Below are 16,787 nucleotides of genomic sequence, written 5' to 3' on the forward strand. Positions count from 1 at the left end.
ACCATACCGGTACTGGTTCGCACAATTGCTGAATGTCCTGGGACGGATGTTGCGCAATTGGTCATTTTCTATGCCCAAGCGTTCAGCCGGGTCCTGCACTTTCGTAACAGCCTGTCGCCGACTTTTCCGGCCAGCGAGATCGAGAGCATGCAAGTCGAACCGCTCGACCTTACGGGAGCGCCCGGGCCAGCCGTCCCTCACATCCACGTCACGCCGGCATTCCCCTGAGACAACAGCAGAGTTCGATTTTTGCCTTTTATCAAGGTCGTCCAAGACCTGTTGGTTACCTTAGCCAATGGAAAATTCTGTTACCTGATAAACCATGGGAGGCAATACATGGATAGGAGCCAAGCGATCGCTGCGGGAGCTGCACTGTCGGCGTTCACTCTCGATGCACAAAACGACCGCCTGATGCGTCTGGCCTTCCCCCGCAATGACGGGCCGGAATCCATCCTGCTGCCGAACCGATTAAGGGCGCACGAGGAAGTCTCGCGCTGCTTCTGCTTCGAGGTGGAACTCCTGTCGGATGACGCGCAGATTCCCCTGAAGGCGATGATGGCCAGGATGGCGACAATCTCGCTCGTGCGCGAAGACGGGTCGCTGCGCTACTTCAACGGCTACGTCACCGAATTCCGCTTCCTGCGCACCGACGGCGGCTTCGCCTTCTACCAGATGGTGCTCGAACCGTGGCTCGCCTTCGCCAAGCTGCGCAAGGACAACGTGTCATTCCACGGTAAAAACGTCATCGAACTGACCGAACTCACATTTGCTCATTACGGCCAGGCCGACTGGTGTACGCACATCATCGACGAGGATCCGCGCATGACCTGCGCGAACCAGTACGACGAAACCGACTACAACCATTTGCACCGCCGCTGGGAAGCGCTTGGCCTGATGTATTCCTACGAGCACCGGGCGGATGGACACACGCTTTGGCTCTACGATAAAAGCTACCTCGCCCAGCCCATCGATCCGACCGGGATCGACGATTCCGGAACAATCCCCTTCCGCGACAAGGCCGGCTCGCTCGAAGACGACGGCATCCACGAATGGAGCCCCAACCGGTGCATCGGCTCCGGCCAGACGACCTTGGTCAGCTTCGATTTCAAGAACCCCGTCGTACAGCGCTCGAGCGCCGAGTCGCTCAACAACCAGGGCGACGTCTTTCCCCACGAGATCTACGAAAACACCGGCTCGTACGGTTTCCGGACCCACGACGACGGCGAAAAACTCGCCTGTCAGCGCATGGGCGAGCGCGACGCAAACACGCAAATCTTTGACGCGCGCGGCAACGACCGCACGGTCCAGCCGGGCCGGTTCTTCAAGCTCGGCGGCCACTTCAGCGCCGAGCTCCGAACCCCCGCGCAGGGCGAAGCGCCACATCCAAGTATCGCCGACCGGGACTACCTGATCCTGTCCGTCGACCACGAAGCCAGCAACAATTACCAGGCCGGACCGGGCGCGCCGTCGCATTACGAGAACACATTCCGCTGCGTACGCAAGGATATCCCGTGGCTGCCGGGACGCAACTACAACAGCCAGCCCTGCACCTATCCCGGCATCCAGACGGCTATCGTGGTCGGGCCTGCCGGGTCCGAAATTTACACGGATGGCTATGGCCGAATCAAGGTCCAGTTCCATTGGGACAGGCTGGGCAATTACGACGAGAACAGTTCGCCTTGGGTGCGCGTGATGTCGCCCGGCGCCGGTAGCGAATTCGGGAATATCCGGTTGCCGCGGGTCGGTGACGAGGTGGCTGTGATCTTCCTCGACGGGAACATCGACCATCCGTTGATTCTTGGCGCGCTGTACAACTACACGCATATGCCGCCGTGGAAGTTGCCCGAACAGCAGGCCTTGAGCGGCTTGCGTAGCCACGAGCTGCAGTCGGGTGAAGGCAGCGGGCGCGGCAATCACCTGGTGCTGGACGATACCCCAGGCAAGATCCAGGCGCAGCTGAAAAGCGATCATCTCGCCAGCCAGCTCAGCCTCGGCCATATCAACCGCATCGAAGACAATGCCGGACGCAAGGATGCGCGCGGCCAGGGCTTCGAGCTGCGCACCGACGGCCACGGCGCGGTGCGCGCGCAGCAGGGCCTGCTGCTCAGCACCGAAGGACGGCCCAACGCCCGCGCCCATATCACCGACATGGCGGAGACGCTGGCGCGCATGGCGCAGGGCCAGGAATTGCACGACAGCCTGTCGCAAGTTGCACAACAGGCGCTGGCGCACCTACCGGGCGATCAGGACCAGGTCGCCGCCGCGCTGCAGGCGCAGGTCGACGCCATCAAAGGCCAAGGGGGCACGCCTAGACAAGGCGAATTCCCGGAATTCCAGGCGCCCCACCTGCTTCTAGCCAGCCCCGCCGGCATCGAAACCAGCACGCAGGGTTCCACTCATCTGATGAGCGTGGCGCACACCGCCCTGACCAGCGGCGGCCATACCAGCCTGAGCGCGGGCAAGAGCCTGCTCGTCAGCGTCAAGGAAGCAGTGCGCATGTTTGCCTACAAGGCCGGTATGAAGCTGGTGGCGGCCAGCGCCGACATCGACATCACCGCCTTGAAGGACAGCGTCAACATCCTGGCCAAGCTCAACATCACCCATACCGCCAACCGGATCACGATCACGGCAAAGGAAGAGGTGGTGATCAACGGCGGCACCAGCTTCAGCCGCTGGAACGCATCGGGCATCGTCCATGGCACCACCGGCAACTGGGTCCAGCACGCGGCACACCACAGCTTCGTCCCTGGCAAGAGCGAAGGCACGCCGGGCCTGCCGCAGACCGTGCAACTGCCGCCGGGGCAGCTCGACCTGCATCATCAGTACGTGAGCCCGGAAGGCGCTAGGCGCCAAGGCGTCCGGCAGGGCGACTACACCGTCGTCGACGCCGAAGGTGGCGTCCACCAGGGGACGCTCGATGGAAACGGCTTCGCCAGCGTGGCCGGCCTGCCGATGGGAATGGCCACGGTCAGCTACGGCAAGGATCCGCGCGACCCGTGGGACGAAGGCAGCTACTTCGGCCAAGGAACCGAATGGCCGACGGTGGCGCTGCCCGAGGTGGGCGCCGATGCTGTGGCAACGTCTGACCGGACAGCGCTGGCGCCGAGGGCGCAGAACCCCGGACTGCTCGCCAGCGCCAACGCTGCGGCAGGCAGTCTCAACGGCGCAGCCGGCAAGTTCGGCGCGATTGCGCAAGCCGCGGAGCGAGCGGCCAGCGCGGTGCAGTCGCTGCAAAAAGGCGGCGCGCAAGCGTTGCTGGCGCCGGTCGGACAGACCGCCATGGCCAATGTGGCGGACAAGCTGCCTGGCGCCGCGATGGCCCTGGATACCTACGGCGCGTTAAGTGCCGGCAAGCCTGCCGCCGTCGCCCCCACCGTCGGTTTGCCCGGATCGCTGCCGCGCATCGGCGCTGAAGTTCCGCTCTCGATCCCCAAAAAAACCGTCATATAAAAAGATAAAAAACCGCCATGACCAAACCCACGCAAGCCCCGCCCAAGCCCGCCGAGCGCGCGCCGGAAGTCGCAGTCGCTCCGCTCAACACCATCGCCCAGCAAGACATCGGCGCCGCTGCCGCCGCCTTCGACAAATGGCTGCGCAAGATCAGCTATGACTACGTCACGCTGGAGCGCCTGAGTACCGTGGCCGGCAGCCTGCCGGTGATCGGCAACATCATGGCGCTGATCGACGCCATCATGGACATGGTGGGGGTGGTCCAGAAGTACATCGCCAAGAAGGAAATCGACTTCCTGGAATGGGTCAGCCTGGGCGTCAACCTGATCGGCGTGATCCCGGTCCCGCCAACGATGAGCGCCGCACGTATGAGCCTGCGGCCGGCGCTGCACCTGGTCCGGCAAAAACTGGCGCTGGGCGTCAAGGATCTCGGCCCCGCGCTGATCGAGGTGCTGGTCGCGCACCTCAACGCCACGCTGGCCGGCGAGATCGAGACCTTCATCGACGGCGCGATGGGAAAGCTGGCAGGTATCCTGGACGATTGCGCCAATACCGCCGACGGCATTGCCGACGACCTGATCAAGATCCTCAAGCGCTGCATCGGCAAGGAACCGCTGTTCGACGTGGCATCCACGGCGGAAGTGGAGAGCAAGCTGCACGACCCCAAAGTGCAAAGCAGCTGGCGCCGCATGCTTGGCGCCCTTGGCAGGCAGTACAAGATGAGCGCGAACTACATTGTCGCCGCGGCAGCCAGCCTCCTGCCGCAGAGCGCGGTAGCTGGCGTGACGGGCATCATCGGGCACCTGACCGACTTCAAGCCGGCGTTTCGCGGCAAGCTCGCCGCCCTTGCCGACGAACAGGCCCAGATGAGCATCCGCTGGTTACTGATGCGGCTGCGCGACGCGGTCACCAAGCACAAGCGGCGGTACCCGGCGCTGGTCCCATCAAGCAAGGGCTCGCATCACAAAAAGGACAAGCCCGGCCACGAGCTGGGCGCCACCAGCCGCCAACATCCGGCGACGGGCGAGGCCAATGCCTGCAAGCTATGCCCCGCAAAAGGCGGCACCGCGCACTCGATCAGCTTCGCCACCGGCGCCGAAACCTTCACCCACACCGACTTCGTACTCGATGCGCCGCTCCCCATCGACTGGAGCCGCACCTACCGCAGCCAGCTGTGCGCCTATGACCGCGGCAATCTCGGCGCGCGCTGGCTCACCCCGTACAGCACGCGTGTCGACGTCCTCGGCCAAGGCAAGCCCGCCGCCCTGCTCTATCACGCCGCCGACGGCCGCAGCCACCGCTACCCATGGCTGGACATCGGCCAGCAGCACTACGACCCGGTCGAGCAAATTACACTCACGCGCATGAGCATCACCCTGCTCACGCTCGACTTCGGCAAGCCGCTGCCGGAAGGCGAGTCCAGTTCCTGGCGCGAAACCTATGAGTTGGTCGACACCGTGCGCGCCAAGGCAGCCGAGCTGGGCAAGGAGCATTTCCGGCTGATCGCGCTGCATGCCCGCGACGGCGCCGCCCTCGGCCTGCGCTACGACCACGTCGTCGCCAATGGCCCGTACGCCGGCGAGGAAGTGCTCAGCGACATCATCAGCAAGCAGGGCGAAACCATCGTCGCCCATGCCGGCACCCGCATCGACCTTGATACCGGCCGCATCCTTGCGCTATGGGAAATCAAGGATGGCAAGCTGTTGCGCCAGCTTGCCGGCTACGACTACGACGAGCACGGCGACCTGATCCTCGCCCAGGACGAAAACGCCGCCGCCTGGCAGTACCAATACGACCGCCACCTCGTCACCCGCTACCTGGACCGCACCGGGCGCGGCATGAACCTCGCCTACGACACCAGCATCGACAGCGGCACCAATGCCAAAGCGATCCGCGAGTGGGCCGACGACGGCAGCGACGACACCCGACTCGAATGGGACAAGAACATCCGCCTGACCTACGTCACCGACGCGCTCGGCCACGAGACCCGCTACTACTACGACATCGCCGGCTACACGTACCGCATCGTGTATCCGGATGGGCGCGAGGAATGGCTGTTCCGCGACGACGCCAAGAACGTCGTCCGTCACATCCATGCCGACGGCAGCAGCGAGCATTACGGTTACGACGGCCAGGGCAACCTGCTCACCCACACTCGCGCCGACGGCAGCCAGGTGCACTTCGAGTACGACGGCCAGCACCGCGTCACCGGCATCCGCGACGGCGAAGGCGGCACCTGGAAGCGTGACTACAATGCACAGGGCCAACTTGTCGAGGAAACAGACCCGCGCGGCAACAAGACCCAATACGCGTACGACAAGGCTGGCCGGCCCGTCGAAGTCCACGACGCCAAGGGTGGCGTCACGAAACTAGCCTACACCCCCGACGGCCAGCTCGCCACCTACACAGACTGTTCCGGGCACAGCAGCCAGTGGGAATACGATGAGCGCAAGCGCCTGGTTAAACGCATCGACGCCGCCGGTAACGCGACCCGCTACCGCTACACAACGCTCAGTCCCGCAACGCTGGCGCAAGCACACCGCGAAGGCACCGACAGCGGCAACCGTCCGGGCCAGCTCGAAGCCGTCATCCACCCCGACGGCAGCCAGGAGCAGTTTCGCCACGACGCCGAAGGCCGGCTGCTAGCGCACACCGACGCGCTCGCGCGCACCACCGCCTACCGCTACACCGCGGCCGGACTGATCGCGAAGCGCATCGACGCCCTTGGACACAACTTGCGCTATCAATGGGACGCGCTGGGGCGCCTGTCCGCACTGGAAAACGAAAACGGCAGTGTCTACCGTTTCCAGTACGACCCGGTCGGCCGCCTGCTGCAGGAACAGGGCTTCGACGGCAAGGTCACCGAATACCGCTACGACGAAGCCAGCGGCGTGCTGGCGGAAACCGTCGAAGCCGGCGTGACCACGCGGCTCGACTTCGACCCCATGGGCCGGCTCGTGCAACGCCGCGCCGCAGCCCCCGGCCAGCCCGAGCAAACTGAAACCTTCGCCTACAACGCCAACGGCCAGCTGGCCGAAGCGAAGAACGAACACGCCCGGCTGCAATGGTTCTACGACGCGGCGGGCAACCTCGTCCGCGAACACCAGCACTACCAGGGCCCATTCCACCCCGACAGGCGCACCGCGGTCTGGCACCACCAATACGACGAACTCAACCAGCGTAACGGCACTACCCGCCCCGACGGCCACCGCATCGAATGGCTGACGTACGGTGCCGGCCACGTGCACGGCCTGCTGCTCGACGGGCAAGACCTCGTCTCCTTCGAGCGCGACACGCTGTACCAGGAAACCGGCCGCACCCAGGCCAACGGCCTGCTGCAAACGATGAAGTACGACCCGCTTGGGCGCCTGATCGAACAGCAGCTCGGCGCCGCCGCGCAGGCCAGCCAGAAGGACCGGTATCCATACGCCGCCCCGTACCGTCCCGGCGTCCAGGCCGGCACGCAAGCCGCGATCCTGCGGCGCTACCGCTACGACCCTTCCGGCCAACTGGCCTGTCTCGAAGACAGCCGGCGCGGCCACGTCGAATACCGCTATGACCCAGTCGGGCGCCTGCTGGCGGCTAACAGCGAATTGGGTCATGAAACCTTCGCCTTCGACCCCGCCGGCAACATCCAGGCAGCCGATACCGCGCAGCAGGCGCCGACCACCCGTCGCGCCCCGTTGCCGAAACTGCTGGACAACCTGCTCAAGGAATATGCCGGCGTCAGCTACCGCTACGACGAACGCGGCAACGTCGTGGAACGTACCCAGGACGGCAAGCGGTCCGAATATCAATGGGATGCGTTCAACCGGATGACCCGCGCCGCGACCGATCATGGCATCACCACCTTTGCCTACGATCCGCTGGGACGGCGCATTGCCAAGCACAGCCAGGCGATGGATGGCACCGCCTTTCGCGAGACGACCCGGACCATGTACGGCTGGGACGGCGACACGCTGGCGTTGGAAAGCAGTGTGCGCAAGGGCCATGCGGCAGGCGAACGGACGGTGCACTATGTGTACGAGCGCGACAGCTTCGTGCCGCTGGTGCAGGCCTCGCAAAGCCAGGCGCTTCGACTGGCGCCCACTACCGATGTCAAGGCGCTGATGGCGGGCAACGACGGCAAGTACGACAATACACTTGATCCGCTGTGGAACGGTGAGTACGAGCAGGAAGCCGAGCCGTTCGGTAAGGACGAGATCGCCTTCTATCAATGCGATCATCTGGGCACGCCGCAGGAGTTGACCGACCATGAAGGCAAGGTTGCGTGGTCGGCGCAGTACAAGGCGTGGGGAGAAGCGATGGAGGCGATCAGCGAGGCGGCGCGCAAGGCCGGGATGCGGAATCCGATACGGTTTCAAGGACAATACTTCGATGAAGAAACGGGGCTGCACTATAACCGGTATCGGTACTACGATCCGCACATGGCGCGCTACCTCACACAAGATCCGATTGGTCTACTTGGAGGCGTTAATACCTATGCATACGCTCCGAACCCTGTTGGTTGGCTTGATCCGCTCGGACTATCTGGCAATTCGGCACAGCGAAGAACGTCTCGTCGCGTTGCAGAAAAGAGTGATCCATGTGCTGCAGAGAGAAAGGCTGCGAAAGCAGTGGGTTGGAAAAAAACCGATGGCAGTTGGTGGTATCCGCCTAATGATGGGTTTTATGGAGCGTCAACGAAAGAAACACTAGTCGTTGGCACTAAGCTTGATCGTTATGGTGGAGAACGCGGTCGTTTTCTAGCGCCAAATGGTGCTTCGTATGCAGGACGTGCGTTACCACCAGGGACCGATAAACTGGCCCCCTATTATCAATATGAAGTCACCAAACCAATTGTTGTGGAATCAGGCCCAGCTACACCATGGTTCGATGAGATCGGAAATGGCACGCAACACAAGACGGAAAAGTCAGTAGAGCAATTAATTGCTTCAGGTTGTTTAAGGAGAAGTTCATGATTATTGAGTTACCAGGATTTGACTTTGAAAAGCCCCCCCCAAATTCAATGGCAATCGAGCCGTTGTTCGATAAAGTTCGACAATTTCTTGATACAAAGGGAATCAACAGGAATGAATACGCCCTTGGTAGTCAACTCACTGCCGGATTTGGCGAACTAGTTATTCATAAAGTAAATGATTTTTGGCTGGTATGTACTACCGAACGCGGAATAAATTTTGATGTGGCGATATTTTCAAACGAGTTTCATGCAATCAACTACTTTATTTTTCGATTAACAGGTGAGAAAGATACTATCGATTGGTCGACAATCTAACAAAAAAACGAACTGCTTTGAGTATGATTTTTTAAATTTCTCACGTCTCACGGGGAGACATACGGTTGAAGTGTGAAAAGAAAATTGTACGTGTTCTAGGCGGGTCTTGACACATACGGACCCAAGCCCGGAAACTATTTTGCAGGTTCGCCCGCAGTACTAAAGGGCGGCGCGGCACAAGGGTACAATGACCTTGTTCAAGTGGCCCATGCGGGCAATACATCCGGCATGCTGCCGATGCGAAGACAAGTACAAGCGTTTGTCGTCAAGGAAGATATTTGCGCCGCAAAGGACACGGCGCTTGCCAATCCTCATCTAGGAGCGGGTGGAGGAACCCAATACTTCATTGAAAATGGCAACAAACCAAAATTGACCAGTGGAACTATTGTGAAATTTTCAAAATGACACCATTGAACAGCAATTTTTTGTTAGGCGACGGTGTCTTGCGCACCGATGATCAAGTACTGGCCTTTCCCGGACTGGCACGCTCGGAATTTGACCGTGGCCTTGGCCAGCACATAAGCTGCCGAGAGTCGGCCCCCGATTTCGTCTTGTATGGCCCGGTTTCAATTCAGTTGTGGGGACAGCGCTTCGTGGCCGGTATCAGATTCTCTAGAGACGTTGTACACGGAGTAACGCTGACGCTCGAGCAGAGCAATGTGTCCGCCTTAGGTTATAACGCCACGGAGAAAGACCTCCTAGCCGAGAAGAAAACGCTGACCGCGATGCTCTAGAAGCAACTGAAGTGCTCGCCTTCATCGACATCACTAGGAGCCGACGTGTTCGACTTCTCTTGGGGCGGCGTAGTTTCGAGAGCCGATCTGAAGTCGACGTGCTGCGGTATCGAGATTCGGTATAGATGAACAACCATATACCCCTTGGAGATCAGCTTCGCTGCATACCATTAAATTAGATTTAAATCACGGTTCGGCTTCTGTTGAATCGAAACCTATAGAGGTTGACGCGAATGGCGTTCTCGTCGGCTCTATCGCAAAGCTATGTTCGTCCCCGATTCACACAAATCAAGGACGAACACGCTATCGCTTATTAACAAAAGTCAGTGTTTGCGGACAATCGGCCGATGGCGTGATTGAAGCCGGAGAAGGAAGGTCCTTCTCCTTAACGTTTTTATTTGATTTGATCGAATTTTTCACATCCAGCATTCTCGAGTCAAAAGTGATAAAAGCATGTGAGAAGTCGCTGAATTTGAGGTTTATAAGCGATCATCCAAGCACTGCTTTTCTGGATTCTTGCGAATGGGGAAGTGCTATATTTTTTTATGACGCGAAGCAAGGCGATCTAAGTTTAGAGATCAGATTCGAGCACGATTCAACTGAAACAAATCCGAAGGAATGATTTTCAAAAATATTACTTTGGTACGCACCTAATCCAACGGAATGGATGGACCCGCTGAGGCTCACCACATGCACAGGAAGTCCAATCAAAAATAACTTTGCAAGCAACCTTTTGAAAGCACGAGGACTTTCAAAAACGGCGCAGCAGGAGGCAGCAAACAGCTTTGATGGTCAAATTTATACTTCTCACGGATGCGCCGGTGAGCAATTCATAATGCGGAATACGACGCAGGAGCAAAGTCAGGAGTATTTGTGACGCGATGCTCGGCTGGGGCAACAGCTGCCGAAAGACGCCAAAAACTTGCGCTTCCACCAAGCAATACAGCAGAATTTGAAAGTCCTGTTGCCCTAACTCGGAATCAAATGCTACTTGAAGGAAAAGTGGCGCCTCAGCTACAGTGGGGATCTGACAAAACCGGAGAGGGCTGGCAAGTCGTAACCGCCGGAGGAAAATACACAGGAGCAGTCAAACGATGACGACCTTTTCAGAATTAATTACCAGCATTGTCTCCGATTTGCATCAAGTAGGATTTACTAAAGATGCTGATGAGTTGCAGCACCTTGTTGATTTGGCGTTAGACCAAACCTTATTGGCGAATACGCGTAATGAAGCTTTGAAGCAGATAGAGATGCGTTGCCACGTGAAGTGGCTTGGAGATTTTTACTTACCTCATTTATCGCAAAAGGACTGGTGGGGAAGGCTTGAAAAACTTAGTAGGTCAATCAAGAAGCATGTGCAATCCATTTAATAGATCGTGTGGTTTTACTCGCGGAGCGATTGGGCAGGCAGCTCCGGCCTGGCAACATTTGGGAAACGCGGGAAAAAGGGGCATTAATGAGCAACCCATCCGTGACCCAGATCGACACCATTGCCCCCAAGACTGGCACCACGAAAACTATCTTTAGACGATGACCGACATGAAACTGACAGAAATTGCACGTGGACACCTTTGGGTGAAGGACGGCGCTAAGAGCGTCACCATATACGGTGAAGCGCTTTTGAGGGGCTACGGATCTCCCGACTTCGTGCTGTATCAGAACAGCATTGAAAAATGGGATGCGCCAAATGACCAAGAAGACGTTACTCCCGCCGAGAAGGAGCAGCTGATGCAGTTCCTAAAGGAGGAGTTCTCTAGAAGAAAAATGTTCTTAGAGACTGAATAGTGAGTTTAATCGGTTTGGCCGTCTGCGAGCGATGACAAACACCGCCAGCGGCGCCCCTTCCTGGTATTGCGATGGCCCTCCCCGCGCCCGTCAAGCCACCGGCTCGAATACCAGTTCAGGCAACACCACCTCCCATTGATCGCAGCACAGCAGGGCCTGGAACCCAGGCTCGCAGTCCTGTTTGCGCCGGACGATGATGGCATGCACACGTGCGTCCACGCAGCGCATCCCGGCGGGCGGCGCGAAGGCGCGTGCCAGCCGGCCGATGACCCGGCCATCCATGTCGCACAACTGCCAGCGGTCTCCAACCGGGCGCAAGACGATAGTCGCGCCCGCGGCCAACCGTGCGACGGCGCCGTGGATTTGATCGGCCGAAGGCAGGCGCCCGGTAAAGTCGAGATCGACCTCCTTCAGCGTCGGTCGCAAGTATCGGCGCGCGAGCTGGGCCGGGACGGGCCCCGGCGGCGGGAGGTCCCGGCGCAAGGCGCACGGTGCCTTGTCCAGGGCGGCGGCGAAGCGGTGCCCCCGGCCAAGCACCGCCAGCGCGAGCGTATGCCGCGCACGCGTCATGGCGACATAGAACAGGCGGCGCGGCGCGTCCGGATCTTCATTGTCGCCGACACGATTCCAGCCGCCGTCCAGCACCGCCACATGATCGAATTCCAACCCCTTGGCGCGGTGCGCGGTCAAGAGCAGAAGGCCGCGCTGGCGCCTGCGCACTTCCCGTCCCCATTCCGCTAGCCATTCGATGAAGTGCTCGCGCGGCAGCACGGACTGCGCCGTCTCCAACCCGTATTGCTCGACCGCGTCGCGCAACAAGGTCCACCAGGGGCCGTCCCGCTGAGCGGCAAGCCAGTCGCCGACATCGCCCGCGCTGATCAGTCCGCCGTCCCTGCCGCGCAGCCACTCGACCAGGTCGCGCGCTTCGCGCAGGTGCCAGCAATGCACCATCTCTTCATCGGCCGTCTGTACCGGGATGCCGCGCAGTTCGCAATAGCTGCGCACAGGGTCCAGTGTCCGCCACTCGCGCGCGATGATCGCCGTCTTCGCCCAGTCCCAGGCGGGGTCCAGCGCGGCCAGGCGGCGCAGCTCGTCCACGACCACGACGGCCTGGGTCTGGGGCCTGTCGCCCGCCGGCAGCAGCTGTACACGCCCCTGCGCGACCGGGTCGATGTGCGCCCACGCGCCGCCGGGATCCGCCTTCTGCCGCGCCTGGTTGATGCGGACCGGATTTTTTGCTTTCATCCGGTCGGCGGCCGCTGCGATCACGCGGTTGGCGGCGTCGACGATGTGATGGCTCGAGCGGTAATTCTCGGTCAGGTACACGGGGCGCGCCGCGTAGTCGTTTTCGAAACGCCGGATGTACTCGACGCTGGCGCCGTCGAATGCGTAGATGTTCTGGTCGTCATCGCCGACGGCGAACAGCGTGAGGCGACCGTCTTCGTCCGCCCGCGTCCTGCCGGCGACCGCCGAAATCAGCTCGTACTGTTCCGGGCCGATGTCCTGGTACTCGTCCACGAGGACCCAGCGAAACCCGGACAGCAAGCGGTCCCGCTGCGTGTCCGCTTCGTCCGGCGCGGCCTCATCCCCTTTCAGCAGGGCGACCGCCTGCGCGATGACATCCTTGCAGGCCTGCTTGAAACCATATTCATCCTTCGCCGCATGCTTGCGGAAACTCGTTCCGGTCAGCCGCATGGCGAAGGCATGGCAGGTCATGACGACGACGCCCCGGGCATCATCGCCGATCAGGTCGGCAAGGCGCTGGCGGATCTGCTGCGCGGCGTGGCGGTTGTACGCCAGCGCCAGGATGCCGTGCGGATTTTCCCGGCGCACCCGGATCAGGTAGGCGATGCGATGGACCAGGACCCGCGTCTTGCCGGAGCCGGGTCCGGCCAGCACCAGCACATTGGTCTGTTCGCGGTCGTCCGCCACGATTCTTTGCTGTTGCGGATGACGCAGATCGTCGACGATGGCTGCCCACGACGCGGGTGTGGTCTGGCGCTCCAGTTCCTTGTGCTTTCCCGGCAGCCAGCGGCCCAGGAAGGTTTCGCGCTCGAGGCTGAAATAATCGAAGGCCAGCTTCAGGGCGTCGGCCATCATCTGCAGGCCGCACCGCACGTATTCCGCCATCACGTGGATCTGCACCACCTGCTCGTCGTAATGCAGTTTCAGCGGCAGGAAGTCGGCCTTGGCGAAGTTGCGCCGTTCGGCCGACAGGCGTATGGACATCGCCGGCCGGAACACCGCAAGCCCCTTGTTCAAACGGATGATGTCCTGTTCGTGCAGCCACAACAATGCCCGGTCGAGCAATTTCTCGAGGTGCCTGGCGGAAGCGGCCAGCGCGACGTCCTTGCTCAGTGCACCGCGCAGCTTGCCGAGGCTGGTTTCCGCCAGCAGGTCGGTGCCGCGCGCGCCCGGCGGCAATACGTCGAGCAAGTGCTGGAGCGCGCAAGCCGCCGCCTGCCGCCGCACCTCGGCCGTCCTGGCGAGCGCGTTCCAGTCGCGCTGCAGCGTGACGACGACGTTCTCGGCATCCAGGCGCCGCAGGCGGACGCTGCCGAGGCCACCGTCCTCGCCACGGCCATCCGCGGCGAGACTGTTAAGGATCCGAAGTATCCGTTCCGGCAACGCCGTCGCGTGACCGGCGTCCTTGAGCGCTTGTGTCACGTGGCGAAGTTGCAGTGTCGAGCCCTCGTTTTTCTGGAGGTCGGGTGCAGCCGTGCGCAAGCAGGACACCAGCGCGTCTTCCAGCGCGGCCGCCTCTTCGAGCCTCCTGGCCGATGCGCGAACGGTACCGGCATGGACAAACGCCGTCAGGACCGTGTCGTTGCTGGCGATGCCCAGGCGTTCAAGATCGTACAATGCGGCGCGGACTTTTTCAGCGGATAAACCCGATATACCCATCAGTTCGTCGGTGGAGATGCCGTCGTCCGGATCGGCCGCGATCAAGGTCTTGACTACTGCCAGCAATTGACGCCGGTAATCGTCAAACAACGGCTGCCTGCTGAGCCGCTCTTCCGCTTCCTGCAATGAGCCGACCAGTAGCGACGACGGGAAAACCTGGACACGGTTTTCGTCGCGCTGCAGGAGTGCGGCTTCTTCCAGCCAGGAGATGGCCGTGCGCACGCGAGTGTCATCGGTCGCCGCGTCGCGCTCGAATACGCCGTCGGCTTCCTCCGACAGGATCTCGCCGGCGGTGACGACGAGTTCACCCGCGCCCTGCTTCTTCCGTTCCAGCGCGCGCAGGGCTTTCAGTACCGATTGGATCTCGCGCTGCGACAGCCGCGAGCGCGCCGACATGCCGAACTGGCGTTCGACATCCTCGGCCGTGTACATCAGCACGCAGCGCGCGTGGGCGCGGTCGCGTCCCGCGCGTCCGGCCTCCTGTAAATAGTTTTCGAGTGAACCGGGCATATCGGCGTGGACGACCAGCCGGACGTCCGGCTTGTCGATGCCCATCCCGAACGCATTGGTCGCCGCGATCACCTGCAACTCGCCGTCGACGAAACGCTTTTGCGTGTCTTTCTTGGTCTCCGGCGGCAAGCCCGCGTGGAAATGAGCGGCCACCACGCCATTCTCACGCAGGAACCGCGCGATCTCTTCCGTCTGCTTGCGCGAGGCACAGTACACGATGGCGCCGCCCTCGGCGCCCGACGGCAATTCGCTGCACAACAGTTGGTGCACGTGTGCGAATTTCTCCGCCGGCGTGGTCGGCATGACCTGGAAATCCAGGTTGTCGCGCGTGGCGCCGCCGTCGAGCACTTCCAGTTCGATGCCGACCTTGTCGCGGAAATACCCGACCATGTCGGCCACGACTTCCGGCTTGGCCGTGGCCGTCAGGCACAGCACGGGCGCCAGGCGATCCGTCGCTGATTCGCGGATGAAGCGTCCGACGTAGCGATAATCGGGACGGAACGCGTGGCCCCATTTGGAGAGGCAGTGTGCTTCGTCGAGCACCCACATGCCGATGTCGCGTTGCGCGAGAACGGCGCGGACGGTTTTACTGCGCAATTGTTCAGGGGCGATGATCAAGATGCCGACATCGCCGAGCCGCACCCTGTCCAGCACGTCGGCCCGCTCGGGCAGGGACAGCAGGCCATTGATGGCGGCGCTTGCGCCGATGCCGCGCGCTTCGAGGCCCGCCACCTGGTCGGCCATCAGCGCGACGAGCGGCGAAATCACGACGGTCAGCGCGCCTGTCTTGTCATAACGCGAGAGCGCCGGGATCTGGTAGCACAACGATTTCCCGGTACCGGTCGGCAGGATGCCGAGCACATGCTTGCCGGCCAGCGCCGCCTCCACGATCTTTTGCTGCAATGGCCGCCCGTCCGCATCCTTGGGTTCGGGGCGAAAAGCGGAAAACCCGAACCAACGCTTCAATTCCTTGCAGGCGTCGTGCCGTACGGCGCACCAGGCGCAACCGGGATCGCCGCAGGCCACGTCGCGCAGCCGCCGGACGATCCGTTCCGCTTCGGGAAATTGATGCCTGACCCAAGGCGGCATCACGGAGTTGCCTCCGGATACCGATAGCCAGGACAGCGCATACGACAACGCCCATCCGTGGTCGCGGGCACGCCGCCGCAGCTCGGCGGCATAGGTCGCGCAGCCCTCGCCGGCAAGGCACGCGTCGATGGCAACGACCGCCTCCTCGTCCGAAGGGCGCGGGCTGCGCCGGATCGTCGTGAAAAAGGCATTCAGGCCCGAGACCGTACCGTCCAGCGTGGTCAGCCAGTGCCAGGCGGCGAGCAAGTGGGGAGATGCCCGGGCCATGCTTTTGAGCGCGTTCAACTGGTCGCGGAAAACGTCCAGCGTGAGGCGTGCGTCCAGTTCTGGATCGTTCAGGCTGCCACGTTGCAGCTTGCCGTCCTGGTAATGCTTGACCAGGTGATGATATGGATTGCGCGGAAAAGCGAGCGGATTGATGGACAGCGTATCGATGGCCGGCAACGCCAGCAGGCGCAGATCCGGCTTGGCGGCGGCCAGATGGACCCGGTCGAAGGCGACGAAATTATGGCCGAGCAAAAACGAGGCCGCCGATGCGAATTCGTCCAGCCGGCACAAGGCCGCCTGCAAGTCGCCCTGGCGATGGACGTAGGCCGCGCCGCTGTCGCCGCGCACCGCCGCGAGGGAATGAATTTTCCGGTCCCGGACGCCGACTTCGAGATCGATCGACACGCAGCGAGGCGCGAATGCGGCCACAGCGGCGGGCGGTCGAGACTCCTGTCCCGCCGCGAGCGCGGGTTCGGTGGAAACAAGCTGGCTTGTTGCGGATTCGTCGGACAACATACGTAAGTGAGCGCTCGGTGATCAAATGCGGACCGGTGCGCGCGTGTCGTAAGGAACGCAAATCGATCCTGCGCGCCCCTGCCCGGGCACAGTTTATTACATTTGTAAAATCGAAAGGAATCTTTGGCAGCGAAAGAACGGCATGCCCCGGTACCGGACACGGCGGGCGATTCAGGTAGCCATCGCCTCTAATACGGCAATATCGTCCGGATCGCGTGCCAGCCGGTCCGCCGCCACCCTGATCTCGCGGTAATACA

The 16,787-nt window shown here is 61.4% G+C and carries 8 protein-coding genes; 7 read left to right on the forward strand and 1 reads right to left on the reverse strand.

The genetic code is table 11. The features are described 5' to 3' along the window. Positions 1–336 precede the first annotated feature (336 nt). From U9J41_RS06875 to U9J41_RS06905, 7 genes are all read left to right on the forward strand, one after another. A complete protein-coding gene (locus U9J41_RS06875) occupies positions 337–3,450 on the forward strand; it encodes a type VI secretion system Vgr family protein (protein ID WP_322401150.1) in 3,114 nt (1,037 codons plus the stop codon). Positions 3,451–3,467: 17 nt separating this feature from the next. Beyond that, entirely contained in the window at positions 3,468–8,411 is a 4,944-nt protein-coding gene (locus U9J41_RS06880) for an RHS repeat-associated core domain-containing protein (protein WP_322401152.1), read from the forward strand. Beyond that, complete coding sequence (locus U9J41_RS06885) at positions 8,408–8,725, forward strand: hypothetical protein (protein ID WP_322401155.1); 318 nt, start codon at positions 8,408–8,410, stop codon at positions 8,723–8,725. The genes U9J41_RS06880 and U9J41_RS06885 overlap by 4 nt, the downstream gene beginning before the upstream one ends. 201 nt (positions 8,726–8,926) lie before the next feature. Next, positions 8,927–9,130 carry a hypothetical protein gene (locus U9J41_RS06890; protein WP_322401158.1) on the forward strand — a complete coding sequence of 68 codons (204 nt, stop codon included), beginning with the start codon at positions 8,927–8,929 and terminating at the stop codon, positions 9,128–9,130. Then, complete coding sequence (locus tag U9J41_RS06895) at positions 9,127–9,459, forward strand: hypothetical protein (RefSeq protein WP_322401160.1); 333 nt, start codon at positions 9,127–9,129, stop codon at positions 9,457–9,459. The genes U9J41_RS06890 and U9J41_RS06895 overlap by 4 nt, the downstream gene beginning before the upstream one ends. A 1,094-nt stretch (positions 9,460–10,553) precedes the next feature. Next, positions 10,554–10,829 carry a hypothetical protein gene (locus U9J41_RS06900; protein ID WP_322401163.1) on the forward strand — a complete coding sequence of 92 codons (276 nt, stop codon included), beginning with the start codon at positions 10,554–10,556 and terminating at the stop codon, positions 10,827–10,829. Positions 10,830–10,998: 169 nt separating this feature from the next. Continuing rightward, on the forward strand, positions 10,999–11,244 hold the full coding sequence (locus U9J41_RS06905) for an Imm74 family immunity protein (protein ID WP_322401166.1): 246 nt from the start codon (positions 10,999–11,001) through the stop codon (positions 11,242–11,244). 90 nt (positions 11,245–11,334) lie between these two features. Here U9J41_RS06905 and U9J41_RS06910 read toward each other — a convergent pair whose 3' ends face one another. Beyond that, positions 11,335–16,530: a RecQ family ATP-dependent DNA helicase gene (locus U9J41_RS06910; RefSeq protein WP_322401168.1), complete on the reverse strand. Its 5,196-nt coding sequence runs from the start codon at positions 16,528–16,530 to the stop codon at positions 11,335–11,337. Positions 16,531–16,787: the final 257 nt, after the last annotated feature.

This window comes from Massilia luteola, from assembly GCF_034420155.1.
GTDB lineage: Bacteria > Pseudomonadota > Gammaproteobacteria > Burkholderiales > Burkholderiaceae_D > Telluria > Telluria luteola.